The organism is Collimonas sp. OK307 (assembly GCF_900113705.1).
Lineage (GTDB): Bacteria > Pseudomonadota > Gammaproteobacteria > Burkholderiales > Burkholderiaceae_D > Collimonas.
Genome location: NZ_FOQI01000002.1, coordinates 396,980 through 419,585, shown reverse-complemented (window position 1 = coordinate 419,585; position 22,606 = coordinate 396,980). Strand labels below are relative to the sequence as shown.

The 22,606-nt window shown below is 57.8% G+C and carries 23 protein-coding genes; 8 read left to right on the top strand and 15 right to left on the bottom strand.

The genetic code is table 11. The features are described from left to right. A partial coding sequence (locus tag BM205_RS05615) for a transposase (protein ID WP_139227216.1) occupies positions 1-290 on the bottom strand: 290 nt, incomplete at its 3' end. Positions 291-576: 286 nt separating this feature from the next. Between BM205_RS05615 and BM205_RS05610 the strand changes: the two genes are divergently transcribed. From BM205_RS05610 to ettA, 4 genes are all read left to right on the top strand, one after another. Next, positions 577-1,815 carry a Bcr/CflA family multidrug efflux MFS transporter gene (locus BM205_RS05610; protein WP_092413334.1) on the top strand — a complete coding sequence of 413 codons (1,239 nt, stop codon included), beginning with the start codon at positions 577-579 and terminating at the stop codon, positions 1,813-1,815. Beyond that, positions 1,812-2,495 (top strand): Dph6-related ATP pyrophosphatase, encoded by a 684-nt coding sequence (locus BM205_RS05605; RefSeq protein WP_092413332.1) that lies wholly within the window; start codon positions 1,812-1,814, stop codon positions 2,493-2,495. The genes BM205_RS05610 and BM205_RS05605 overlap by 4 nt, the downstream gene beginning before the upstream one ends. A 166-nt stretch (positions 2,496-2,661) precedes the next feature. Beyond that, positions 2,662-3,564 carry an EamA family transporter RarD gene (rarD, locus tag BM205_RS05600; protein ID WP_092413331.1) on the top strand — a complete coding sequence of 301 codons (903 nt, stop codon included), beginning with the start codon at positions 2,662-2,664 and terminating at the stop codon, positions 3,562-3,564. Positions 3,565-3,676: 112 nt separating this feature from the next. Further along, positions 3,677-5,344 (top strand): energy-dependent translational throttle protein EttA, encoded by a 1,668-nt coding sequence (gene ettA / locus BM205_RS05595; protein WP_092413330.1) that lies wholly within the window; start codon positions 3,677-3,679, stop codon positions 5,342-5,344. A 68-nt stretch (positions 5,345-5,412) separates the two neighbouring features. Here ettA and BM205_RS05590 read toward each other — a convergent pair whose 3' ends face one another. From BM205_RS05590 to BM205_RS05570, 5 genes are all read right to left on the bottom strand, one after another. Further along, positions 5,413-5,991 (bottom strand): DUF4337 domain-containing protein, encoded by a 579-nt coding sequence (locus BM205_RS05590; protein WP_092413329.1) that lies wholly within the window; start codon positions 5,989-5,991, stop codon positions 5,413-5,415. Between the two features lie 162 nt (positions 5,992-6,153). Then, positions 6,154-6,606: a GtrA family protein gene (locus BM205_RS05585; RefSeq protein WP_092413328.1), complete on the bottom strand. Its 453-nt coding sequence runs from the start codon at positions 6,604-6,606 to the stop codon at positions 6,154-6,156. 188 nt (positions 6,607-6,794) lie between these two features. Continuing rightward, positions 6,795-7,847 carry a type II asparaginase gene (locus BM205_RS05580; RefSeq protein ID WP_371326459.1) on the bottom strand — a complete coding sequence of 351 codons (1,053 nt, stop codon included), beginning with the start codon at positions 7,845-7,847 and terminating at the stop codon, positions 6,795-6,797. 301 nt (positions 7,848-8,148) lie between these two features. After that, a complete protein-coding gene (locus BM205_RS05575; protein WP_092413327.1) occupies positions 8,149-9,000 on the bottom strand; it encodes a mechanosensitive ion channel family protein in 852 nt (283 codons plus the stop codon). 175 nt (positions 9,001-9,175) lie between these two features. Continuing rightward, on the bottom strand, positions 9,176-9,796 hold the full coding sequence (locus BM205_RS05570; RefSeq protein WP_092413326.1) for an OmpW/AlkL family protein: 621 nt from the start codon (positions 9,794-9,796) through the stop codon (positions 9,176-9,178). A gap of 199 nt (positions 9,797-9,995) precedes the next feature. Here BM205_RS05570 and hisC point away from each other — a divergent pair, with 199 nt between their 5' ends. The 4 genes from hisC to BM205_RS05550 all read left to right on the top strand — a co-directional run bounded on the left by hisC (position 9,996) and on the right by BM205_RS05550 (position 13,894). Next, entirely contained in the window at positions 9,996-11,084 is a 1,089-nt protein-coding gene (gene hisC / locus BM205_RS05565) for a histidinol-phosphate transaminase (protein WP_092413325.1), read from the top strand. 88 nt (positions 11,085-11,172) lie between these two features. Then, on the top strand, positions 11,173-12,336 hold the full coding sequence (locus tag BM205_RS05560) for an MFS transporter (RefSeq protein WP_092413324.1): 1,164 nt from the start codon (positions 11,173-11,175) through the stop codon (positions 12,334-12,336). 59 nt (positions 12,337-12,395) lie between these two features. Then, a complete protein-coding gene (locus BM205_RS05555; protein ID WP_175511171.1) occupies positions 12,396-13,142 on the top strand; it encodes an META and DUF4377 domain-containing protein in 747 nt (248 codons plus the stop codon). Next, complete coding sequence (locus BM205_RS05550; protein WP_371326456.1) at positions 13,142-13,894, top strand: alpha/beta fold hydrolase; 753 nt, start codon at positions 13,142-13,144, stop codon at positions 13,892-13,894. The genes BM205_RS05555 and BM205_RS05550 overlap by 1 nt, the downstream gene beginning before the upstream one ends. 37 nt (positions 13,895-13,931) lie before the next feature. Here the strand turns inward: BM205_RS05550 and BM205_RS05545 are convergent, their stop codons facing one another. The 9 genes from BM205_RS05545 to bioB all read right to left on the bottom strand — a co-directional run bounded on the left by BM205_RS05545 (position 13,932) and on the right by bioB (position 22,574). After that, positions 13,932-14,891 carry an NAD(P)H-dependent flavin oxidoreductase gene (locus tag BM205_RS05545; protein WP_092413320.1) on the bottom strand — a complete coding sequence of 320 codons (960 nt, stop codon included), beginning with the start codon at positions 14,889-14,891 and terminating at the stop codon, positions 13,932-13,934. Between the two features lie 133 nt (positions 14,892-15,024). Further along, a complete protein-coding gene (locus BM205_RS05540) occupies positions 15,025-15,942 on the bottom strand; it encodes an MBL fold metallo-hydrolase (protein WP_092413318.1) in 918 nt (305 codons plus the stop codon). Beyond that, the gene (locus tag BM205_RS05535; RefSeq protein WP_092413317.1) at positions 15,939-16,139 is read right to left on the bottom strand and encodes a DUF1289 domain-containing protein; all 201 of its coding nucleotides are present in this window, start codon (positions 16,137-16,139) and stop codon (positions 15,939-15,941) included. The genes BM205_RS05540 and BM205_RS05535 overlap by 4 nt, the downstream gene beginning before the upstream one ends. Positions 16,140-16,160: 21 nt before the next feature. Further along, positions 16,161-16,643: a YbaK/EbsC family protein gene (locus BM205_RS05530; protein WP_092413315.1), complete on the bottom strand. Its 483-nt coding sequence runs from the start codon at positions 16,641-16,643 to the stop codon at positions 16,161-16,163. A gap of 11 nt (positions 16,644-16,654) precedes the next feature. Then, positions 16,655-17,449: a basic amino acid ABC transporter substrate-binding protein gene (locus BM205_RS05525; protein WP_092413314.1), complete on the bottom strand. Its 795-nt coding sequence runs from the start codon at positions 17,447-17,449 to the stop codon at positions 16,655-16,657. A gap of 29 nt (positions 17,450-17,478) precedes the next feature. Next, positions 17,479-18,387, bottom strand: a complete 909-nt coding sequence (locus BM205_RS05520; protein ID WP_092413312.1) for a hydroxymethylglutaryl-CoA lyase — start codon at positions 18,385-18,387, stop codon at positions 17,479-17,481. A 29-nt stretch (positions 18,388-18,416) separates the two neighbouring features. Beyond that, entirely contained in the window at positions 18,417-19,358 is a 942-nt protein-coding gene (locus tag BM205_RS05515; protein WP_092413311.1) for a 2-hydroxyacid dehydrogenase, read from the bottom strand. A gap of 127 nt (positions 19,359-19,485) precedes the next feature. Continuing rightward, entirely contained in the window at positions 19,486-21,504 is a 2,019-nt protein-coding gene (locus BM205_RS05510; RefSeq protein WP_092413309.1) for an acetyl/propionyl/methylcrotonyl-CoA carboxylase subunit alpha, read from the bottom strand. Positions 21,505-21,527: 23 nt separating this feature from the next. Continuing rightward, on the bottom strand, positions 21,528-22,574 hold the full coding sequence (bioB, locus tag BM205_RS05505) for a biotin synthase BioB (RefSeq protein ID WP_092413307.1): 1,047 nt from the start codon (positions 22,572-22,574) through the stop codon (positions 21,528-21,530). Positions 22,575-22,606: the final 32 nt, after the last annotated feature.

Sequence of the window (22,606 nt, the reverse complement as noted above, 5' to 3'; positions counted from 1 at the left end):
CGCGCTAGTTCACGGCGTAGCTGAACTACTTCGCTTTCCTGTTCTTTCGGCAACCGGCCAGCGCCATTGAAACTGGCAGCCTGGCCACGTTCATCCAATGCCTTGGCCCATTTATAGAGCTGATTTCGGCGAATCCCTAACTCCAGGGCTAGTTCAGTTGGACTCTTCTCGCCTTGTCGCATGCGCTCGACAGCCAGAAGCTTGAAGGCCTTTGTAAACGTGGCGCGCTTTGGCTGTTCAGGGGCGATAGACTTAGTCGTTGGTAACGGGGAAGGTAGCTTTGCTTTCATGGGATCCTCTCGAGGACATATTGTCCCCTATTTGGGATGTCCATCAAACCCGGGCTACCTCAGAGTCAAGTTTCGCGATAAAGCCTGCGAAAAAAAACTCTGACCCCAATTAACTACTCCTGGGTCGGTCTCGGCAGATATCGGGATGTTCGTGTAACATGTACAACGTTCCAGGTCGCCAGACAGATCCGTATTTGGCGCACCACCCGGCCCTCCCGCCGACGCACTCCACCCGCTATAAACAACCACTGAAGCACAAGCAAATTGTGCAACGCCAAGCACCCCAATGACAAACACACCTGACACCCCGGGCCCCGAGAAACTACTCCCGGGCTGGCTACTATTGCTAGGCGCCCTCACAGCCATCGGCTCCCTGTCGATCGACATGTACCTCCCAAGCTTCCCCACCATCGCCCAAGAGTTAGGCGTCGGCAGCAACCTGGTACAACTCACCCTGGCAAGCTTCCTGGTAGGACTAGCAGTCGGCCAAATGTTTTACGGCCCGCTCAGCGATCGCTTCGGCCGCAAGCCGCCGCTCTATGTCGGCATGACACTGTACCTGCTAGGCTCGCTAGCCTGCATGGTATCGCAAGACGTAACCGCGCTAATCGTATCCCGTTTCCTGCAAGGCCTCGGCGGCTGCGCCGGCATGGTCATTGCACGCGCAGTAATCCGCGACCGGCTAGGCACCACCGGCGCCGCCAAAGCGTTTTCACTGATGATGCTGGTAATGGGCCTGGCACCGATCCTGGCGCCGTTGATCGGCGGCAGCGTGCTCAAATTCTGGGGCTGGCGCGTGATTTTCGGCGGCCTCGCCGCCTTCGGCTTGTTTTGCCTGCTGGCGATCCATTACACGATGCAGGAAACGCTGAACCGCCACAAAGCAGAACCGCTACATCTGGGCCGCACCCTGAAACAATACGGCAGACTGCTGCTGGATCGCCAGTTCGTCTCTTACAGCCTGGTCGGCGGCCTGATGCAAGGCGGCATGTTCGCCTATATTACAGGCTCTTCTTTTGTCCTGATCGAACTGCACGGCATCAAGCCTGAGCATTTCGGTTTCGTATTCGGCACGAATGCATTCGGCCTGATTGCCGCCTCGCAGATCAATGCACGCCTGGTCGGAAAATATGCACTCGACACCATCCTCGGCCGCGCCCTGTGGCTGCCGGCTATCCTGACCCTGTTGGTGGCAGTGCTGGTGGCTTGCGGCGTGAACAACCTGCCGATCCTGCTGATTGGCTTCTTCGGCTACCTGGCTTGCTACGGCTTCATCAGCCCGAATGCTTCGGCCATCGCCTTGTCGCAACAAGGCAAGCAAGCCGGCGTGGCTTCAGCCTTGATGGGCACTTTGCAATTTTCGCTGGGCATCGCATCCGGCATCGGCATGAGCTTGTGGCACGATGGTACGGCGTTGCCGCTGATGGTGGTGATGACGATTTGCGGCGTCGGCGGCTTGCTGTTGCATCGCTATGTAGCCAGGCCGGAACATCGACGCCTTTCACAAGCGGCAGCCCAGGCATGACAACTCACACGACAAACGCACTGGTGTCATGGAGCGGCGGCAAGGACTCTTGCCTGGCCTTGTGGCACGCCCGTCAAAACGGCATGCAAATCCAACACCTGATTACAGCATTGGATGAAAGCGGCAAGCGCGCCCGTTCGCACGGCGTACCACCGGCATTGCTGCAAGCGCAGGCAGATGCGCTCGGTGTATCGCTGGCGTTTTATAGCGCCAGCTGGCAACAGTATGAAGAAAAATTCATCGCGGCCTTGCGTGATGCGCACGGTGCCGGCATACGCCATGCCGTGTTCGGCGATATCGATTTGCAAGCGCATCGCGACTGGGAAGAAAAAGTCTGTGCCGAGGCCGGACTACAAGCCTGCCTGCCGCTATGGAATCAGCCACGCCGGCAACTGGTGGATGAATTCCTGGCGCTCGGCTTCAAGGCACTGGTGGTGTGCGTCAATGGCAACCATCTGTCGCAAGATTTTTGCGGGCGTGAATTCGATGCGGCTTTTCTCGCCGACCTGCCACCGGGCGTAGACGCCTGCGGCGAAAACGGCGAATTCCATACTTTCGTGTATGACGGCCCGGTGTTTGCCCATGCGGTACCGTTCCGCCGTGACCGCATCAGTCCGTATCAATCACCACCGGAACTGGGTTCGACGATTTATTATTTTCAGGAATTGCTGGTGGCCTGATTCATCGGCCATATGCATATCCGCAATATCAGGCTCGCTGCTTATGCGTAAAATGCCGGATGTTAGTCAGGTACCATCCAAAAGCACTCGAAATAAATATTAAAAACGCAATACGCGATTGCCACCGCTCTTTCAACCGCTCTTCCACCTTTTATAGACCGAAGCCATGCAAGCAGGAATGTTCTACGCGATCGCCTCCTACGTCCTGTGGGGCATGTTCCCGATCTACTTCAAGGCGCTCGAAGCCGAAATTCCGCCGGTCGATATCGTCATGCACCGAATGCTGTGGTCGTTCCTGTTCCTGGTGATCGTACTGACTGTGCGCAAGCAATGGGCGTGGGTAGCGCCGATGCTGCGGCAGCCGCGTGTCATCGGCGGCTTCATGGCCAGCGCACTGCTCTTGACCGCCAACTGGACCACCTACATCTGGGCCGTCAACAACAATCACATCGTCGAAGCCAGTCTCGGCTATTTCATCAACCCGATGGTCAGCGTCGCACTTGGTTTCATATTCCTGCGCGAACGGCTGCGCCCGGTGCAATGGCTGTCGATTGCGATGGCAGCCGCCGCCGTACTCTGGCTAACCTGGCAAACCGGCCATCCGCCCTGGATTGCGCTGACGCTGGCAGTCACTTTCGGCAGCTACGGTTTGCTGCGCAAGACCGCCAGCCTTGGCGCCCTGCCCGGCCTGGCGCTGGAAACGGCGCTGGTATTGCCGCTGGCGCTGGCGTACCTGGTTTATACTACGGTCCAGGATCAGAATACCTTTGTCAGTGCCTCGGCTTCCACCAAATGGCTGCTGGTCGCTGCCGGTCCGATTACCTCGATTCCCTTGCTGATGTTTGCCGCCGGCGCACGCCGCCTGCCATTATCGCTGGTCGGCGTGCTGCAATACATCACGCCATCGCTGCAATTGCTGCTGGGCGTCTGGTTATATAACGAACAGCTGGACGGCGCCCGGCTGGTGGGTTTCATCGTCATCTGGTGTGCATTGGCTCTGTATTCGGCCGAAGGATTGTGGCGCACGTTTACAATACGCCCAGCGCCTGGCGTCGGGGACCAGTCTTAACAATTCGTCAACCCGGACCGCATCGGTTATTCTTGGCAGCTTGGCTGCGCTTTCAGTTCACCATTAGCTGCTTACCTATTCATCGCTTTTCTTTTTATCATCATCGCTACTCATGGCCCAATACGTCTACACAATGAACAAGGTCGGCAAGATCGTGCCGCCTAAACGTCAAATCCTGAAAGATATCTCGCTGTCGTTCTTCCCCGGCGCCAAAATCGGCGTGCTGGGCCTGAACGGCTCCGGCAAATCGACTTTGCTGAAAATCATGGCCGGTATCGATAAAGATATCCAGGGCGAAGCGGTGCCTATGCCTGGCTTGAATATCGGTTACCTGCCGCAAGAACCGCAGCTCGATCCGGAACAAACGGTACGTCAAGCCGTCGAGGGCGGGCTGGGCGAAGCGTTTGAAGCGCAAGCCAAACTGGATGCGGTATACGCGGCCTACGCGGAAGAAGATGCTGACTTTGACGCGCTCGCGGCTGAACAGGCGCGACTCGAAGACATCCTTGCTACCGCCGGCGACGGCAATCTCGACCTGCAATTGGAAATGGCGGCCGACGCCTTGCGCCTGCCGCCATGGGACGCCAAGATCGGCATCCTCTCCGGCGGTGAAAAGCGCCGCGTGGCGTTGTGTCGCTTGCTGCTATCCAAGCCCGACATGCTGCTGCTCGACGAACCGACCAACCATCTGGATGCCGAATCGGTCGAGTGGCTGGAACAGTTCCTGCAACGCTTCCCCGGCACCGTGGTCGGCATCACCCATGATCGCTACTTCCTCGACAACGCCGCCGAATGGATCCTGGAACTGGACCGTGGCCACGGCATCCCCTGGAAAGGTAATTACAGCTCATGGCTGGAACAAAAGGGCGATCGCCTGAAACAGGAAGAAGCGACCGAATCCTCACGCCAGAAAACCATCGCCAAGGAACTGGAATGGGTACGCCAGAATCCTAAGGGCCGCCAGGCCAAGAGCAAGGCTCGTCTGGCACGCTTCAACGAACTGAGCGAACACGAATACCAGAAGCGCAACGAGACCCAGGAAATCTTCATCCCGGTCGCCGAGCGCTTGGGCAATGAGGTGATCGAATTCAAGAATGTGTCGAAATCATTCGGCGACCGCATGCTGATCGACAACCTGAGTTTCCGCATTCCAGCGGGCGCCATCGTCGGCATCATCGGCCCTAACGGCGCCGGTAAATCGACGCTGTTCAAGATGATCACCGGCAAGGAACAGCCGGACAGCGGCGAAGTGGTGCTCGGCACGACCGCCCGGGTATCGATAGTCGACCAGTCGCGCGATTCCTTGTCGGACCAGAAAACCGTGTTTGAAGACGTCTCCGGCGGCGCTGACATCCTCACCGTCGGCCGCTTTGAAATGCCTTCGCGCGCCTACCTGGGCCGCTTCAACTTCAAGGGCGGCGACCAGCAAAAGATCGTCGGCAACCTGTCCGGCGGTGAACGCGGCCGCCTGCATCTGGCCAAAACCCTGCTGCAAGGCGGCAACGTGCTGCTGCTAGATGAACCGTCCAACGATCTCGACGTCGAAACCTTACGCGCGCTGGAAGACGCCTTGCTGGAATTCGCCGGCAGCGTGATGGTGATCAGCCATGACCGCTGGTTCCTGGATCGTATCGCTACGCACATCCTGGCGTTTGAAGGCGAATCGCAAGTGTCGTTCTTCGACGGTAACTACCAGGAATATGAGGCCGACAAGCGCAAGCGCCTGGGTGAAGAAGGCGCCAAACCTAAGCGGATTCGCTACAAGCCTGTCACGCGCTGATTGGATTGAAATGAAAAAAGACGGAAAACGCACAGCGCTTTCCGTCTTTTTTTCATGGTCGCCGACTTTTAAATATGCAACCAGGCCAGCGTCCCCAGCACCACGCTGACCGCTCCCGCACCATACGCCATTTTTTTCAGCCACTCCTTGCGCGTCAGCAGGGTAATCGCCGCCAGTGATATGGCAATCTGGATCGCCATCATCGCCTGCGCCCAGCGGTGATGCTGATGCAACACCAGTTCTGATTTTTCATCCCATGCACTGGCTTCGGCCTCAAGCTCCTGGGCTTTCTTCTGCACTACTTCTTTTTCGCTCTTGTAGCGTTGCGCCTCGGCGGTGTAATGCGCCGCATCGACGCCTGGAATATGCGTAGCCAGTTCGGCAAGGTTTTGCCGGCTGGATTTGGCCTGGTAATAATTCCACTGGTTGGACGCTTCGGTTTTCTTGATGGCGGCGTTGTTCTTGTTCATCGCCGCTTCGCTCTCCGTGGAACCGGCCTGGTAGCTGAACATGGCGCCGACGGTCGCCATGATGGCGGTCATCACCGCGATCTTGCCGGCGAAATTATCGCCACGGCCATGGGCGTGTTCGGTGACGTGTTCCAGATGCTGTTCGTGCGGGCTGGGGACTTCGAATTCTTCGGACATGAGCTTCGATCTTTAAAAATTACCAAATGATGCAACGATTGTAACTGCCTATAAACGCTAGAGACCTTACACCAACAGATAACCATCCGCAAGATTACTCCTGAGATAGAATTAGCGCCGGCTCTCCCGATCAGAACGGTAGCGAGTGCCGATGCAGGAAAACTATCTCGATTTCCTGTGAAAAACAAAATGTCGCGCAAAAGAATAGTTGATAAACATCCCCGCGATGCTCCCCATCGCGACGGCTATCAGCGGCCTGAAAACAAATGCAGGCATCAATGAAACCACCATCGCGTAGACGAGATAATTGACTACGCCGCCGCCCAACATGAGACCGAAATATTTTACATACTCGTGAATGATCGGCACGCCCGATACGCGATTGCGAAAAGTAAATTGCCGATTCAACAACCAGGTAGCAGTCGCGGCGCAGAAGAAGGAGGGAACGCGTGCCCAGTACAAACCCAGCGCTCCCTTTAACAGATACAGCACGCCTGTATCGACTAAGAATCCCGCGATCCCGGCAATTCCAAAGATGAAAAATTCTCTGCGAATGTTCAACTGCCGCCCCTGTTTTTGATTGTTGATTGGTGATTTCTGCAACGCAAAAAACATTACGCAATCGCCCTATCGCTTGTACGGCGCTTATCTTAGCACCGTTGTATCGGGACTCGTGCTCAACGCCTGCGGTGACGCCGGCAAATATGCGGCCAAATTCGGCCTGGAAATAAAAAAAGCCAGCTAAATCACAGATATGATTTAGCTGGCTTTTTGCTGCCGTTACCTATGTCATGCAGACATGATCAATAGGTGTAAAACATGCGCTGGATTTCTTTGGTGTTGTTGGTCTTGGTCAGTGCCAGCATCAACAGGATGCGTGCTTTTTGTGCATTCAGCGTATCGGACACCACGAAATCGAGTTCATCATCGTTGGCTTCGCCGTTGCGGGCAACGATGCCCTGGCCGACGCGGCTGGCGCGCACAATGATCACACCCTTCTTGCGTGCTTCGACCAGCGGCGTTTTCATTTGCGCCGCAATGCTGCCGTCGCCGACGCCAGCCTGGATGATGCCCTTGGCGCCCGAGGCGACTTGCGCATCGAGTGCCGCGCGGGTCATGTTGGCGTAGCCGTAGATGATATCAACTTGTGGCAGCACGTCCAGCTTGCTGACGTCGAATTCGGTATCGACCGTGTTCTTACGCGTCGATTGCCGGTAGAAGTACGCCTTGTTGCCCTGGATATAACCCAGCATGCCGAGTTCGGGCGACTTGAAGGTGTCGGTAGTCGAGGTGTTGGTCTTGGTTACTTCGCGTGCAGCATTGATCTGGTCGTTGAGTGAAACCAGTACGCCCTTGCCGATCGCATCTTTGCTGCCGGCCAGCAGGACTGCGTTGTACAGGTTGATCGGGCCGTCGGCCGAGATCGCGGTCGAAGGACGCATGGCGCCGACGATCACCACCGGCTTGCGGCTCTTCACGGTCAGGTCGAGGAAATAAGCGGTTTCTTCGATAGTGTCGGTGCCGTGGGTGATGACGATGCCGTCCACGTCCGGTTGCGCCAGCAAGGTGTTGACGCGCTTGGCCAGCTTCAGCCAATGGTCGTTGGTCATGCTTTCGCTGGCGATCTGGAATACTTGCTCACCTTTGACATTGGCGACTTTCTTCAACTCTGGCACTGCAGCAATCAGCTTTTCGACGCCGACTGTGGCTGACGTGTAGCCAACCGTGGTGGTGCTGTCGGCGCCGGTGCCGGCAATCGTGCCACCGGTTGCCAGGATCATCACGTTCGGCAGCTTGGCCTGGTTATCTTGCGCATGCGCCACGGTGGTGGAGAGCAATAAGGCGCTGAACATCATCACCGCGTAGGAATTGAGGGTGCGATTGAAGGTGCGATTAAAAGCACGCAGTGCGAGTGTGCGGGTGGTAGACATATATCTCCTGATCTTGTAGGTAATTGTGGACCGCTCGCCAGGTTCAGTTCAAATTCAAACTCAAACCCGGAAGCAGTCACGCGGCAGTTCAACATTCGGGAACGCGCCGCCGCGCAGCGGAACTGTAACGAAAGTTGGCAAAGCGATCTAATGCCATCTAGGCATAGACTTATGCAAAATTATTATAGGTTTCAATTTAGCAAGTATCAGATCAAAAACCGGCCGATCAACCACCAATCTTGGTTTCCGCCTCATGCGTGATAAGCAATTCGCGCGTCGGAAACGGGATCGAGCAATTTACGGCTGCCAGCGCTGCCTGAACATTTTGCGCAATCGACCAGCGTACCGCCCAGTATTCGGAGGTGGTGGTCCAGGCTCGCAGATTCAGCATGACCGCGCTTTCGGCATGGTCGGTGACAACCACCATCGGCGCCGGCGTCGCCAGGATCCGATCGTCTGCCATCAACAGTTTCTGCAACGCTTTAATCGCAACGGCCGGATCATCCTTGTAACTGATGCCGATCGGCATATCGATGCGGCGCGTGTTGTTGCGGCTAAAGTTGGTCAGGGCGCTATTCCACAACTGATTGTTCGGCGCGAACAGGCAGATGCCGTCAGCCTTGGTCAGCTTGGTCGCAAACAAGCCGATTTCATCGACAGTGCCTTCGATGCTGCCATTCGAGATGTATTCGCCGACCTGGAACGGTCGCAGGAACAGCAACATCATGCCGGCTGCTATGTTTTGCAAAGTTCCCTGCAAGGCCAGGCCGATCGCCAGGCCGGCCGCGCCGAGGACGGCGACGATACTGGCGGTCTGTACGCCGAACTGGCCCAGCACGGCGACCAGCGTGATCAGGCGTACCAGCCACAGCAACACGCTGCGCAGCACCGGACGCAAGGTGGCGTCCAGGCTGGCGCGGGCCATCACCCGGTCAAGTGCATTGGCGAAACGCGACGACAGCCACCAGCCGACTGCCAGCGTGAAAATGGCCAGCACGGCGTTCAGGCCATAGTGCAAGGATGATTCAAGAAGAAAACTCCAGATCGAAGAGAGTTGATTGGCGGCTAGTATATTCAAGGGCGGGCTCCTGTAACGCATAGAAATTGCACGGATCTGGTCCGCGTGCTGAGTCCTCTATGTTACCAGTAGCCCCGAAAAAAACGCGCCAGGCAGTTTCATACCCGGCGCGCAACAGCCTGTTTAAGGCCTGAGGAAACAATCGATCTTTAAACAACAAACACGCAAATCCTGCTTAGAAACGGTAACCGACACCCATGCCGATCAACCAAGGATCGATCTTGACGCGACTGATTTTTTCACCGCCCGCATATACGTCGCTGCGAATCTGCATTTTTTTCAGATCCAGGTTCAACGACCAGTTTTTATCCAGCTTGTAATCAAGGCCGGCCTGCAATGCCAGACCCCAGCTGCTGCTATCCAGGCCACCTGCGCCATTCAGCAGATCGACGCTGGAAATGCGCGTGTAGTTAAGCCCGGCGCCAAGATAGGGGCTGAACTGCGCTTGCGGCAGGAAGTGGTATTGCATCGTCAGCGTCGGTGGCAAATGCTTGAACGTGCCGATCTTTATCCCGTCCAGCGAAACATCCTGCTTCTGCGGATAGGTCAAGACCAGTTCAGCCGCCCAGTTTGGTGTAAAGAAGTAGGAAATATCGACTTCCGGTATGGTCTTGTCATTGACGTGCAAACGATCGGATGCGCCAACACCGCCAATCGGATCCGATTTATCTGCGGGCTTCAGGTAATCGGCGCGCACGCGTACCTGCCAGGGACTTTCTTGCGCCATGGCATCCCCAACGACAAAACCCAGTGTCAATGCGCCTGCCAAGGTGACCAACAATGCTGATTTCTTCATTTTCCATTCCTATATCGTCAATGTCGACATGCACTTTAAGGGGATGCGCCGGAATTTACTTTGATGTAAATCAAGTCATTGCCAGAGCACCGCCACACCGGTAATTTCACCGGTAGCAGCCAGACCGCGCCGGGTTTGCTACCATATGGCTGATTCGCCAACCCGCGCAGCCTCAGCCCTTACCTTTTTTAGCGACACAATGAGCAAATTCTGGAGTCCCATCGTCAGCCGCCTGACGCCTTACACCCCCGGCGAACAACCCAAGCTGAGCAAGCTGGTCAAGCTCAACACCAATGAAAACCCGTACGGTCCGTCGCCGCTGGCGCTGGCGGCCATGAGCGCCGAACTGGGCGACAACTTGCGGCTGTATCCCAATCCGGATGCCGAGCCGCTGAAACTGGCGCTGGCGGAACAAAATGCCGCGCACGGGATAACACCGGCCCATGTATTTGTCGGCAACGGTTCCGACGAGGTGCTGGCGCATGCGTTCCAGGCTTTGCTGCAGCACGAGCAAGCGATCCTGTTCCCGGATATCAGCTACAGTTTTTATCCGACCTATTGCGGCTTGTACCAGATCGCCCATCGGATGGTGCCGCTGGCCGCGGACTTTACGCTGCGGGTCGACGATTATCTGAACACGCCCGCCGGCGGCATCATTTTCCCGAATCCGAACGCCCCTACCGGCTGCCTGCTGCCTTTGGCCGAAGTGGAACGGCTGGTGGCCGGCCAGCCCGACTGCGTGGTGATCGTGGACGAGGCCTATGTCGACTTCGGCGGCGACAGCGCGATCCCGCTGGTGGCTCGCTATCCCAATCTGCTGGTGGTGCAAACCTTGTCCAAATCGCGCTCGCTGGCCGGGTTGCGGGTCGGCTTTGCGATCGGTCATCCGGACCTGATCACGGCGCTGGAACGGGTCAAGAACAGCTTCAACTCCTATCCGCTGGACCGCATGGCGATCGTCGGCGCTACCGCGGCGATCAAGGACCAGGCGCACTTTGACAAGACCCGGCTGGCGGTCATGTCCAGCCGCCAGCACCTGGTTAGCGGCTTGACTGCGCTCGGTTTCGACGTGCTGCCGTCGGCTGCCAACTTCGTATTTGCGCGCCATCCGCGCCACGATGGCGCCAAGCTGGCAGCCCGTCTGCGCGCCGAAGGCATCATCGTGCGCCATTTCGGCAGCGCCCGCATTGCTCAGTTCCTGCGCATCACGGTGGGTACCGATGAGGCTTGCCAGACCTTGCTGGATGCTTTGCAATTGCATCTGAAAGACATGCCTGCCGACTTCTGATCGTCCGGGATCATGGCTGACGACTCGCCGTCAGCCATGATCGTTCCGCTGTCTGTGCAGTCTGCATAAGCTCTCACCACCTCCTGCAATGTCCAACCCAATCGCATCACCAGCCTCTGCTCACGTCGTCGTCATCACCCCCATGCGCCGGGCGGCCTTGCCACTGCTGTTCCTGCTGCTGGGCGTGATCTACGCCAGCTGGGTCTCACGCATCCCTGCATTGCGCGATAACCTGCAACTGGATCCGGCCAGCCTCAGCCTGTTCCTGCTAGGCGGCGGCATTGGCGCAGTCGGCTCGTTTCCACTGGCCGCATGGCTGGTAGGCCATTACGGCGCGCGCCGCGCCAGCTGGTATGCCGGCCTGATGCTGTTGCTCTCCATTCCCTGCCTCGCACTGGCGCCCACGCTGCCGCTGCTGATGCTGGCAATGCTCTGCGTGGGCGCTTTTTCCAGCTGCTTCAATGTGGCGATTAACACGCTCGGCGCAGAAGCCGAGAAACTCGCCGGGCGCTCGATCATGTCGCAGCTGCATGCCTGGTTTTGCGTCGGCACCTTGTCCGGTGCCTTGCTCGGCAGCGTCGTTGCCGGCATGGAGATCGCACCATTGGTACATTTCGGCCTGATCGCCGCATGTGTGGCGATTCCGCTGCGGCTGTGCTACCGCGCCTTGCCGAATGACCGGCCGCAATATATCGCTGGCAAAAAACACTTTGCGCTACCGCATGGTCCGCTGATTGCGCTCGGCGTGGTGGCCTTTGGCGGCGCAATCGTCGAAGGTTCAGTGGCCGACTGGAGCGGGGTCTACATGAAGGACCGCTTGTTTGCCAGCGACGGCGTGGCGCCGCTGGCCTTTGCGTTCTTTGCGGGCATGATGCTGCTGACGCGTATCGTCGGCGACAGACTGAAGGAAGCACTCAGTGCGCGCCGTGTCGTCGCCGGTGGCGGCTTGTTAGCGGGTATCGGCATGCTGATCGCGTTACTTGCCAGTCAAATCCCGATAGCTATCGTCGGCTTTGCGCTGACTGGCGTCGGCGTTGCCACCATCTTCCCCTTTATCTTCAGCGCCGCCGGCCGCCACGGCCCGACCGCGCTGGCCGGCGTCACCACCATGGGTTATACCGGCGGCCTGATCGGCCCGCCGCTTATCGGCTTTCTGGCGCATGGCTTCGGCCTGCCTGCGGCCTTGTCACTGGTCGGCGTGCTGTGCATCGCCGTAGCACTGGCGGCCAGCCGCGCCAGATGGCTGGAATGATGTCATTACGCTAAAATATGCGCTTGCGTTTGTACGCCAACCCTTTGCATGGAGTCCACATGACGCTTGCCGCTTTTCCACGTTCCCTGATCCGCTGCCTGTCGCTCGGCGCCGCTGCCGGTCTTAACCTGGCCGCCTGCGCCGGCACTCCCCCGCAACCCACGGCTGACAACGGTGCAGCACTCATCGCGTCGCGCTGGGAACTGACGCGCTGGGCCGGGCACACCGTGCCGCATGGCGACAACGGCGAGCCGGTGATCTTGAATTTCGCTCAGGAAAAAGGCCAGGGAAGAGTCAGCGGCCGTGCCGGCTGTAACCAGTTCTCGGCACCGTACTCGGTGCGCGGGCCCGGCCAGTTGACGATCGTCCAGGCAGTGACAACCCGCATGGCTTGCCCCGGGCCTGCAATGCAATTCGAAGCTGATTTCCTCGATAAATTGCAAGCGGTGAATCAATACAGGATCGACGGCCAGCAGATGGAAATGAAAACCCTGGATGGCCAAACCCTGAGTTTCCATGCGCGCGAAAAGCCGGGCGCCTCGGCAAAAATCAAGTTCATCTATGTGGCATCGGAAAAAGTACCTTGCAGCGCCGGCGTGATGCGCACCACCTGCCTGCAGATTCGCGAACGCAAGGAAGATCCCTGGCAGCTCTGGTACGGCAACATCCAGGGTTTCAATTTTGAACCCGGTATCGCTTACCGCCTGCGGATTCTGGAAGAGCAAGTCGCCAACCCGCCAGCCGACGCCAGCTCCATCAAGTGGACCCTCGACATGGTAGTGGAACAGGAAGTGGTTAAGAAATAATGACGCAGCCTTTGAGCCACCATAGTCACGATCGCCACGATCGCAGCCTGCCTCAGCTGTTGCTGCTGCCAGGCTTCATGCTGGATCAAACCCTGTGGGACGATATGCGCGACGGCCTGGCACAGCTGGGCCAGCTGCATTTCGGCGATCTCGGCCAGGATGACTCGATCAGCGCGATGGCTACGCGCGTCTTGCAGAACGCACCGCCTCGCTTCGTCCTGATCGGATTCTCGATGGGTGGCTACGTGGCGCAGGCGATCATGCAGCGGGCACCGGAACGGGTAATCGCGCTGGCGTTGCTGAATACTTCCGCGCGCCAGCAGGATCCGCGTGAAATTGCCGGCAACCGGATGCAACTGGAACTGGCCAGGCAAGTGCCGTTCAAGGGTTTGACCAGCCGCGCGCTGGCCTCGTCGCTGCATCCGGATCGCGCCCATGACCGGGTGCTGCTGGATCGACTGCAGGCGATGGCGCTGCGTAACGGCAAGGAAGTCTTCATCCGCCAGTTGTCGGCGCTACGCAGCGATGGTTACGCCGAACTGGAAAACATCGGCTGCCCGACGTTGATTGTCGCCAGCAGTAACGATCAGCTCAGCAGCATCGCCGAAGCACAGCTGATGGCGTCCCGGATTCCTGCCGCCAGCATGGTGGTGATCGAAGACTGCGGGCATATGACGCCGCTGGAAAAGCCAGCGCAACTGTTACAGATTTTGTCCGATTGGCTGACAGCCATCGTCATCGGATCAACCTAGGTTTTGCCTGGACACTTAGTGCCCGCGCTGTACTGAATTACAGTGCCAAACGCTGGCGCGCAGCTTGATATTCAGTCTGCAAGCGATCCACCATCTGCGCCACGCTCGGCACGTCGTCCATCAGGCCGACCCCCTGGCCTGCGCCCCAGATATCGCGCCAGGCTTTGGCGCCGGTACCGCCCGAACCGAAATTCATCTTCGATTTATCGGCTTCCGGTAAATTTTCAGGATCGAGACCGGCATTCACGATGGATTTTTTCAGGTAGTTGCCATGCACGCCGGTGAACAGGTTGGTGTACACCACGTCGGCGGCTGTCGATTCCACAATCGCCTGGCGATAAGCATCGTCGACATGGGCTTCCTTGGTCGCCAGCCAGCGCGAACCGATGTAGGCGAAGTCAGCGCCCATCGCTTGCGCTGCCAGGATCGCGTCGCCGGTGGCGATTGCGCCCGACAAGGCGATCGGTCCCTTGAAGAATTTACGTACTTCGCCCACCAGTGCGAACGGCGACAGGGGCCCGGCATGACCGCCGGCGCCGGCCGCCACCAGGATCAAGCCGTCGACACCCGCTTCCAGCGCCTTCTGCGCATGGCGGATCGAGATCACGTCATGCAGCACGATGCCGCCGTAACTGTGGATCGCATCCATCATTTCCGGTGGCGGCGCGCGCAGACTGGAGATGATGATCGGCACCCGGTGCTTGACGCAGACGGCGACGTCATGCGCCAGGCGGTCGTTTGATTGATGGACGATCTGGTTGACAGCAATCGGCCCGATTTTTGCGTCAGGATGCGCTGCCTTGTATGCAGCCAGTTCCGCCTGTAAATCTGTCAGCCAGACATCCAGCAATTCCGCGGGACGGGCGTTAAGGGCCGGGAACGAACCAACGATACCTGCCTTGCATTGCGCGGCTACCAGGGCCGGGCCGCTAGCGATGAACATCGGCGAACCGATGACGGGAAGGCTCAGGTTTTGCAACGCAACGGGCAATGCCATAACGACCTCTTGTATTGGGTATGAAGAGCTTGATTATAGAGGGAAAGGGAAACAAAAAAGTACGATCGTGCTAGATTTTGTCCTCTAAAGCCCAGCTGGGATCATCCCTGCCTACCAAGCATCGCAGACCGATTTAATGTCGGTTGTACAAGAAGCCGTCACGTACTTCGGCGGCTCCGGCACGTACCAGTTGCGCCACCGCCCACTCGCTCAGGTCGGCTTCGCTGCGTTGCAGATAACGGCGGTTGGTCGCCGCCACCAAGGGCAGGCTGGCCAGCATCGGCGGTACGTCTGTCAATTTGATCTGTTGCCGTTCCAGCAGCAAAAACTTCAGCAAAACCTTGACTGCGTTCTGCGCGTTGCGTTGCGGATCGGCGGCCAGATAGTCGAGTCGTGAAAAGGCCGTATCGAGCGCCGCGGCGATACCGCTGAATGGATTGCCATGGCCTGGAATCACCAGGCGTACATCCAGCGTGGCGATCAATTCCAGCGTCGCCCGCGCCTCGGCAAAACCCGATTCGCCATCCAGTTCAGGAAAAATCACGCCGAACCCGTTTTCCCACAAGGCGTCGGCGGAAATCAGGATGCCGTGCTCCTGGCAATAAAAAATCAGGGAATGCGGATCATGGCCGGCCGCTGCCAACACCTGCCATTGCATGTCGCCAAGCGTCAGCAAGTCACCGGATTGCAAGGTATCGTCGAAACTGAAAGGCGCGCATTGCTGACCGGTGCCGTTGTAAGTCAGTGCATCCCGGTCCCAGTTACGTACCTGTTCGGCTTGTCCGGCTGGAATCGATGTATGGCAGCGCCACGCTTGCTGCAAAGCCGCGTTGCCACCGCAATGATCTGAATGCAGGTGGGTATTCAGCAAGCGGTCCAGCGGCCGCCCTTGCAAGCCGTGCGCCACCAGCGCCACTGTTTGCGCCGCGTGGCTCAGGTAGCCGCTATCGACCAGCGCCGTTTGTTCGCGGCCCAGGAACAGGATGTTGTTGGACGACAGCCAGCCGCGCTCCAGCACACGCATGGTCGGCGGTAACGATGGGGCGGTCATCGGGTCTCCCGGCGTAGCAAGATGTGCTGCCAGATGCTGCGTTTCTGCTCATCGGTGGCGTCCGACCAGGCGGCTATTTCATCCAGAGTTCGCCAACAGCCTTCACACCAACCGCTGTCGACGTTCATGACGCAAACGTTGATGCAAGGTGAGGCAGTATGATCAGCAATAACGCTGTCGTCACCATGGTCAGTCATGACTTGCTCGAAACAATCAACTTAGGCACGCAGCGCGACATCGGCAACCGGCGCCGCAGTCATCGTCACCAGTTGCTGCGGCGTCAGGTTGAAGACCGCGTGCGGATGCCCTGCCGCAGCCCAGACGCTGCCAAGCTCCAGCAGATCCTGGTCTATCAGCATTACCGTCTTGCCGAGGTGGCCTATAGGGCAAACGCCACCGATGGCATAACCGATACGCTCCCTGACGAAACGCGCATCGGCCTTCCCCAGTGGACCGACAAGCGCCGCCACCTTGGTTTCATCGACGCGATTGCTGCCGCTGGCTACCACCATCACGGCGGCGTCATCGGTCAAGCGCCTGAATACAATCGACTTGGCGATTTCGGCAACACTGCAACCGAGCCCGGCAGCGGCCTCGGCGGATGTCTTGCCGGTTTCCGGCAACATGACGACTTGCTTGTCATGCCCCATTGCCGTCAGCAGATCGGCAACGCGTTGGGCACTGTCAGGAAGTATATTCATTTGAAACTACCTTATTTAGCGACGGCATCGAAATATTGCGCATGAAGCTTGTCGTAGGTGCCGTCAGCCTTGATCGCGGCCAGGCCCTGATTGATTTTCCCGAGCAATGCGGTATCACCCTTTTTCACTGCGATACCAAAAAACTCTTTTGGAAAATTCTCGTCTGTCACGATCCGGATTCCCTTTACCTGGTTGTTCGACAGGTAATGCACCACCGCACCCTTGTCGGCAACGACCGCGCTGACGCCGCCGGTTTCCAATTCTTTCATGGCCAACGCACTCGATTCAAAACGCTTGATGTTGGCATTACTGTCACCCAGCAGTTTCTGCATCATGTCGTCGCCGGTGGAGCCTTGCAAGACGCCAACCTTCACCGGCTTCAGGTCGTCAATCTTCTGGATTTTCGAATCGAGCGGCACCACGATAACCTGGCCGGCTTCAAAATAAGGATCTGAGAAATCAACAGTCAGCTTGCGCTTCTCGGTAATTGTCAGGCCGGACATGATGATGTCACGGTCGCCCTGCGCCAGCGCGGTGAAAATACCGTCGAACGGGGTATTGATGAATTTGACTTGCATGCCCTCTTTTTGCGCTATCGCCTTCATCACATCGATATCGAAGCCGACCAGTTCCTTGTGCTCGTTTTCGTATTCGAAAGGAGCATAGGTAGCGCCGGTGCCGACCACATATTCTTTGATCTCCGCACTCGCAGCAGGTTTGTCTTCATGCTTGCTGCATGCGCTGATACCGCTCAAAGCCAATACGGTCAATATGAGGGATGCTGCTTTGATTGCGGTACGTTTCATGATTTTTCCATTTCCTGTGGTTCAGCAAATCAGCCCAGGCGCTTGGCCGCGATAGCGTTGCCCGCGCGGCTCACCGCCTTGCGTCCGAGATGCGCCGAGATAAACTGTCCGGCGTCGACGACGGCATCCAGATTGATACCGGTTTCGATGCCGAGCCCTTGCATAAGATACAACACGTCTTCCGACGATACGTTGCCGGTCGCGCCCTTAGCATACGGGCAGCCGCCCAGGCCTGCAACTGACGAGTGATAAATCGAAATGCCGACTTCCAGGCTGGCATAAATATTTGCCAGCGCCTGGCCGTAAGTGTCGTGGAAATGACCCGACAGGCGCTCAATCGGAAACTCCTGCACCAGTCTTTGCATCACCGTATGTACTTTGTTCGGTGTGGCGACGCCGATGGTGTCGGCAATATCGATTTCGTCGCAGCCGAGGTCGCGCAAGCGATGCAGTACGTCGACGACAGAATCTACGCTGACTTCGCCCTGATACGGGCAGCCGAAAGCGCAGCTGATGCTGCCGCGCAGACGCTTGCCCTCTTGTTTGGCCACTTGCGCCACTTCACGGAACCGTTCGATGGATTCGGCGATCGAGCAGTTGATATTCTTTTGCGAAAACGCTTCCGAGGCCGCGCCGAAAATCACCATCTCGTCGGCGCCGGCTGCGAGTGCGGCTTCCAGGCCTTTCATGTTGGGCACCAGAGCGGAATAGATGACGCCCGGCTTGCGCTGGATGGCAGCCATCACTTCACTCGAGGTTGCCATCTGCGGCACCCATTTCGGCGATACGAAGGAAGCTGCTTCGATGTTGACGAAGCCGGCGTTGGTCAGCTGGTCGACCAGCGCTATCTTGACGTCGGCCGGGATGGTTTCCTTTTCGTTTTGGAGGCCATCGCGCGGGCCGACTTCGACGATTTTCACTTTGCTTGGGAATGTCATGTCATCACCTGTTCTTCAAATTTCGGTTTTCAATAACCTTTGGTACGGTCGACTACGCCGTTTACGCTCTGGCCACTTTCCAGCGCCAGTATCTTGTCGCGGATCTGCCGGACCGTGTCTTCATCTACCGTCACAGCCGATATATGCGGCGTGATCGCGATACGCGGCTCTTTCCAGAACGGGTGGGCTGGCGGCAAAGGTTCTTGCTCGAATACATCCAGTGTCGCGGCAGCTATTTGCCCTTCCCGGATAGATGCCAGCAGATCTGCCTCGACCACATGACCGCCACGGGCCACATTGATCAGGTAAGCGCCGTCTGCGCCCTTTTGCAGTTTCTGCAGGTTTTGTCGATTCACAATGCCACGCGTGGCGTCGGTCAAAGGCAGGATGCACACCAGCACCCGTGACGCTCGCAGGAAAGCGTCGAGATCGTCGTCGCCGACAAAGCTGCGCACCCCCGGCTGGTTTTTGGGAGTGCGACTCAAGCCATTCAACGGGAAGTCGAAATGCGCGAGTGCTTCGGCGATACGCGAGCCTAGTACGCCCATGCCGAGAATGCCGATGCTGAAATCGCGTTTGTCGGACGCTGGCAATGGACGCCATTCGCCGCGGGCGGCTTGTTGCCGGTAGATGTCGTGACGGCCGAAATAACCTAGCACGGCATGCGTCACGTAATTTGCCATCTGGATTGCCATGCCGCCGTCGTCAACTCGGATTAATGGTACGCCGGCGGGCAATGCCTCGCCTAGTTGCAGGATTGCGTCTACCCCGGCGCCGAGATTGAAGATGGCTTTGAGGTCGTGGCGGCCTTGCAGCATGGCTGCGGGTGGGCGCCATACCAGCGCGTAATCGGCCGGGGCGTTGTCGCCTTCTTGCCAGAAACGGATATCAGCTTGCGGCAGGGCTGCGCTGAAGTCGGTGATCCAGTTTTCGAAGTCGGAGCCTGGTGGTACGTAACACAGGAGTTTCACTGTTTGGTCCTTACGCTGATTTGTTTGCTGTCTTGTGTGCTCCGTGGCCCGTTAAGTGGGGTCAGAGTAATTTTCGCAAAAAACGCGAAAAAAAACTCTGACCCCATTTAACTAGTTCTGCGATTCTTTAAGCCGTCTTAAAGACTAGCAATTGGGCGGATTCGCTTACTTGATCGCCTACTGCGTATAACAACTCTTCGACCAGGCCATCGGCGGGGGCGGCGATTGTATGCTCCATTTTCATGGCTTCCATAATCAGTAATGGTGCGCCTTTTTTTACCTGTTCGCCTTGGGTTACCAACAGCGCGACGATCTTGCCTGGCATTGGTGCCGTGAGGCGGCCGCCTTCGGCTTCGGTGTCGCCGGCGTGCAGCAGCGGATCGACATAGCCCAGCGTGTACTGGCTGCCGGCGTAAAACACGTGGAACTGCTCGCCTTCGCGCACTACGGTGCCGGCTACGGTTCTGTCGCCGAGGCTGATTTCGATGGCATTGCCGTCTTGTTCCAATACGGTCATCTGCTTGAACGTCTGGGCGCCGAATTGCTCATGATGCAGCAACCAGCGGCCTGCCTCGTAGGTAACGTCGAGCGGACTGGCCTGGCCGTCGTCGACAAATGCGAGTCGGCGTTGCAGGCTGCCGTTCAGGCGCCAGCCATCAGTGTTGGTCCATGGATCGCTGCCGGCGTTGTTGGTGGCATTACGCTCCGATAGCAGCAACGATGCCGCCGCCAACGCGAATACCTCGATCGCCACCGGAGTCGCAGGAGGAAACAAGGTATCGTGATGCCGTTCAATCAGGCCGGTATCCAGATCCGCTTCGGAGAACGGCTTACCGGCAATCAGGCGCTGCAGGAATTTGACGTTGCTGGCAAGGCCGACGATCTGGTATTGCGCCAGCGCCGTTGCCATCGCAGCCAGTGCTTGTTGCCGGTCCTGGCCCCAGACGATCAGCTTGGCGATCATCGGATCGTAGAAAGGTGAAATCGCATCGCCTTGACGCACGCCGGAATCGATCCGGACGATGCTGGCCCCGGATTGGGTGACCTCGAATTCGGTTGCAGCCGGCGTGCGTAGATGGCGTAACGTGCCTATCGACGGCAGGAATCCTTTGTCCGGATTTTCAGCGTAAATACGGGCTTCCAGTGCATGGCCGCTCAGTTTGAGTTGTTCTTGCTTGAGCGGCAGCGGTTCGCCTGAAGCTACCCGCAACTGCCATTCGACCAGATCAAGGCCTGTAATCATTTCAGTCACAGGATGTTCTACCTGCAGGCGGGTGTTCATTTCCATGAAGTAGAAAGAACCGTCCTGGTTGGCGATGAATTCCACCGTACCGGCACCGACATAACCGACTGCCTTGGCTGCGGCTACCGCGGCTTCGCCCATGGCGCGCCGGCGTTCCGGCGTCATGCCCGGCGCCGGTGCTTCTTCCAGCACTTTCTGATGGCGCCGCTGTACCGAGCAATCGCGCTCGAACAGATAGACGCAATCGCCCTGGGTATCGGCAAACACCTGGATCTCGATGTGACGCGGGCGCGTCAGGTAACGTTCGACCAGCACCTTGTCATCGCCAAAGCTGTTGATCGCTTCGCGTTTGCAGGAGGCCAGCGCTGCCTTGAAATCGGCGCTTTGCTCGACGATGCGCATGCCCTTGCCGCCACCGCCGGCACTGGCTTTCAGCAGCACTGGATAAGTGATCTTGTCGGCTTGCTGCTGCAGGAAGTCGGCATCCTGGTTCTCGCCGTGATAACCAGGCACCAACGGCACCTGGGCTTTTTCCATCAACTCTTTGGCCGCCGACTTCGATCCCATCGCCGATATTGCGCTAGCAGGCGGGCCAATAAATACCAGACCGGCCTTGGCGCAAGCTTGGGCAAACTGCGCGTTTTCTGACAAGAAACCATAGCCCGGGTGGATAGCCTGCGCACCGGTAGCCAAGGCCACTTCAATGATCTTGTCGGCACGCAGATAGCTTTCCTTGGCCGCGGCCGGACCGATCAACACCGCTTCATCGCATACCGCAACGTGCTTGGCGCCGGCATCGGCATCCGAATACACGGCCACGGTCTTGATACCCATGCGCCGTGCGGTAGCTGCCACGCGGCAAGCAATCTCGCCGCGATTGGCAATCAGTATCTTGGTAAACATGCTGTCTCCCCCATTAATATTATTTATTGCGGTTGGGTATTGCTGTCGGCGGTAACTTCACAACGTGCATCGAATGTCGATGAACGCGAATGCATGCCGAGTTTTTCCAGCAGGGCACGGTCTTCTGCCACTTCCGGATTGCCGGTGGTGAGTAGCTTGTCGCCGTAGAAAATCGAGTTGGCGCCAGCCAGGAAACACAGGGACTGGATCGCTTCACCCATTTGCCGGCGGCCTGCGGACAAACGCACCCGCGCCTTCGGCATGGTGATGCGGGCCACGGCCACGGTACGCACGAATTCAAACAGGTCGATCGGGTCGATGCCGTGCAACGGTGTACCTTCGACTTGCACCAGATTGTTCACCGGCACCGATTCCGGATACGGTTCCAGATTCGCCAGTTGCGCCACCAGGCCGGCACGTTGCAGGCGTGATTCGCCCATGCCGACGATACCGCCGCAGCAAACCTTGATGCCGGCGCCGCGCACGCTGTCGAGCGTATCCAAGCGATTCTGGTAATCGCGGGTGGTGATGATGTCACCGTAAATTTCCGGTGCGGTATCGAGGTTGTGGTTGTAGTAATCGAGGCCGGCGCCCTTCAGGCGTTCAGCCTGGCCTTCGCCAAGCATACCAAGCGTGGCGCAGGTTTCCAGGCCCAGTGCCTTGACTTCGCGTACCATTTCTTCGACTTTTTCCAGGTCACGGTCTTTTGGTTCTCGCCATGCTGCACCCATGCAGAAACGGGTTGCGCCATGCGCCTTGGCTTGACGTGCGGCTTCCAGCACGGTATCCAGCGGCAAGATTTTTTGTGCGGTGACGCCTGTGTCGTAACGCGCTGCTTGCGGGCAGTAGCCGCAGTCTTCCGGGCAGCCGCCGGTCTTGATCGACAACAGTGTCGCCAGTTCGACTTCATTCGGGTCGAAATTTTCGCGATGCGTTTGCTGCGCCTTGAACATCAGTTCGTTGAACGGCAGGTTGAACAGATCCAGCACGGTTTGCACCGGCCATTTGGCGTCGGCTGGCAGCACCATAGGCTTGGCGGCTGGCTGGAATGTAATTGGTTGCGATGACATGATCAGACTTCCTTTGTGTTGAGGGAATACGG

Excerpts from the sequence above, each read along its gene's own strand:
- BM205_RS05580 (WP_371326459.1), bottom strand. The coding sequence starts at position 7,847 with ATGATGTTCAGCGCCTTATTGCTCTCCACCACCGTGGCGCATGCGCAA.
- BM205_RS05545 (WP_092413320.1), bottom strand. The coding sequence starts at position 14,891 with ATGGCATTGCCCGTTGCGTTGCAAAACCTGAGCCTTCCCGTCATCGGT.
- BM205_RS05610 (WP_092413334.1), top strand. The coding sequence starts at position 577 with ATGACAAACACACCTGACACCCCGGGCCCCGAGAAACTACTCCCGGGC.
- hisC (WP_092413325.1), top strand. The coding sequence starts at position 9,996 with ATGAGCAAATTCTGGAGTCCCATCGTCAGCCGCCTGACGCCTTACACC.
- BM205_RS05605 (WP_092413332.1), top strand. The coding sequence starts at position 1,812 with ATGACAACTCACACGACAAACGCACTGGTGTCATGGAGCGGCGGCAAG.
- rarD (WP_092413331.1), top strand. The coding sequence starts at position 2,662 with ATGCAAGCAGGAATGTTCTACGCGATCGCCTCCTACGTCCTGTGGGGC.
- ettA (WP_092413330.1), top strand. The coding sequence starts at position 3,677 with ATGGCCCAATACGTCTACACAATGAACAAGGTCGGCAAGATCGTGCCG.
- BM205_RS05540 (WP_092413318.1), bottom strand. The coding sequence starts at position 15,942 with ATGACCGCCCCATCGTTACCGCCGACCATGCGTGTGCTGGAGCGCGGC.
- BM205_RS05530 (WP_092413315.1), bottom strand. The coding sequence starts at position 16,643 with ATGAATATACTTCCTGACAGTGCCCAACGCGTTGCCGATCTGCTGACG.
- BM205_RS05570 (WP_092413326.1), bottom strand. The coding sequence starts at position 9,796 with ATGAAGAAATCAGCATTGTTGGTCACCTTGGCAGGCGCATTGACACTG.
- bioB (WP_092413307.1), bottom strand. The coding sequence starts at position 22,574 with ATGTCATCGCAACCAATTACATTCCAGCCAGCCGCCAAGCCTATGGTG.
- BM205_RS05520 (WP_092413312.1), bottom strand. The coding sequence starts at position 18,387 with ATGACATTCCCAAGCAAAGTGAAAATCGTCGAAGTCGGCCCGCGCGAT.
- BM205_RS05550 (WP_371326456.1), top strand. The coding sequence starts at position 13,142 with ATGACGCAGCCTTTGAGCCACCATAGTCACGATCGCCACGATCGCAGC.
- BM205_RS05510 (WP_092413309.1), bottom strand. The coding sequence starts at position 21,504 with ATGTTTACCAAGATACTGATTGCCAATCGCGGCGAGATTGCTTGCCGC.
- BM205_RS05535 (WP_092413317.1), bottom strand. The coding sequence starts at position 16,139 with ATGACTGACCATGGTGACGACAGCGTTATTGCTGATCATACTGCCTCA.
- BM205_RS05585 (WP_092413328.1), bottom strand. The coding sequence starts at position 6,606 with ATGTTTTTTGCGTTGCAGAAATCACCAATCAACAATCAAAAACAGGGG.
- BM205_RS05560 (WP_092413324.1), top strand. The coding sequence starts at position 11,173 with ATGTCCAACCCAATCGCATCACCAGCCTCTGCTCACGTCGTCGTCATC.
- BM205_RS05555 (WP_175511171.1), top strand. The coding sequence starts at position 12,396 with ATGACGCTTGCCGCTTTTCCACGTTCCCTGATCCGCTGCCTGTCGCTC.
- BM205_RS05590 (WP_092413329.1), bottom strand. The coding sequence starts at position 5,991 with ATGTCCGAAGAATTCGAAGTCCCCAGCCCGCACGAACAGCATCTGGAA.
- BM205_RS05525 (WP_092413314.1), bottom strand. The coding sequence starts at position 17,449 with ATGAAACGTACCGCAATCAAAGCAGCATCCCTCATATTGACCGTATTG.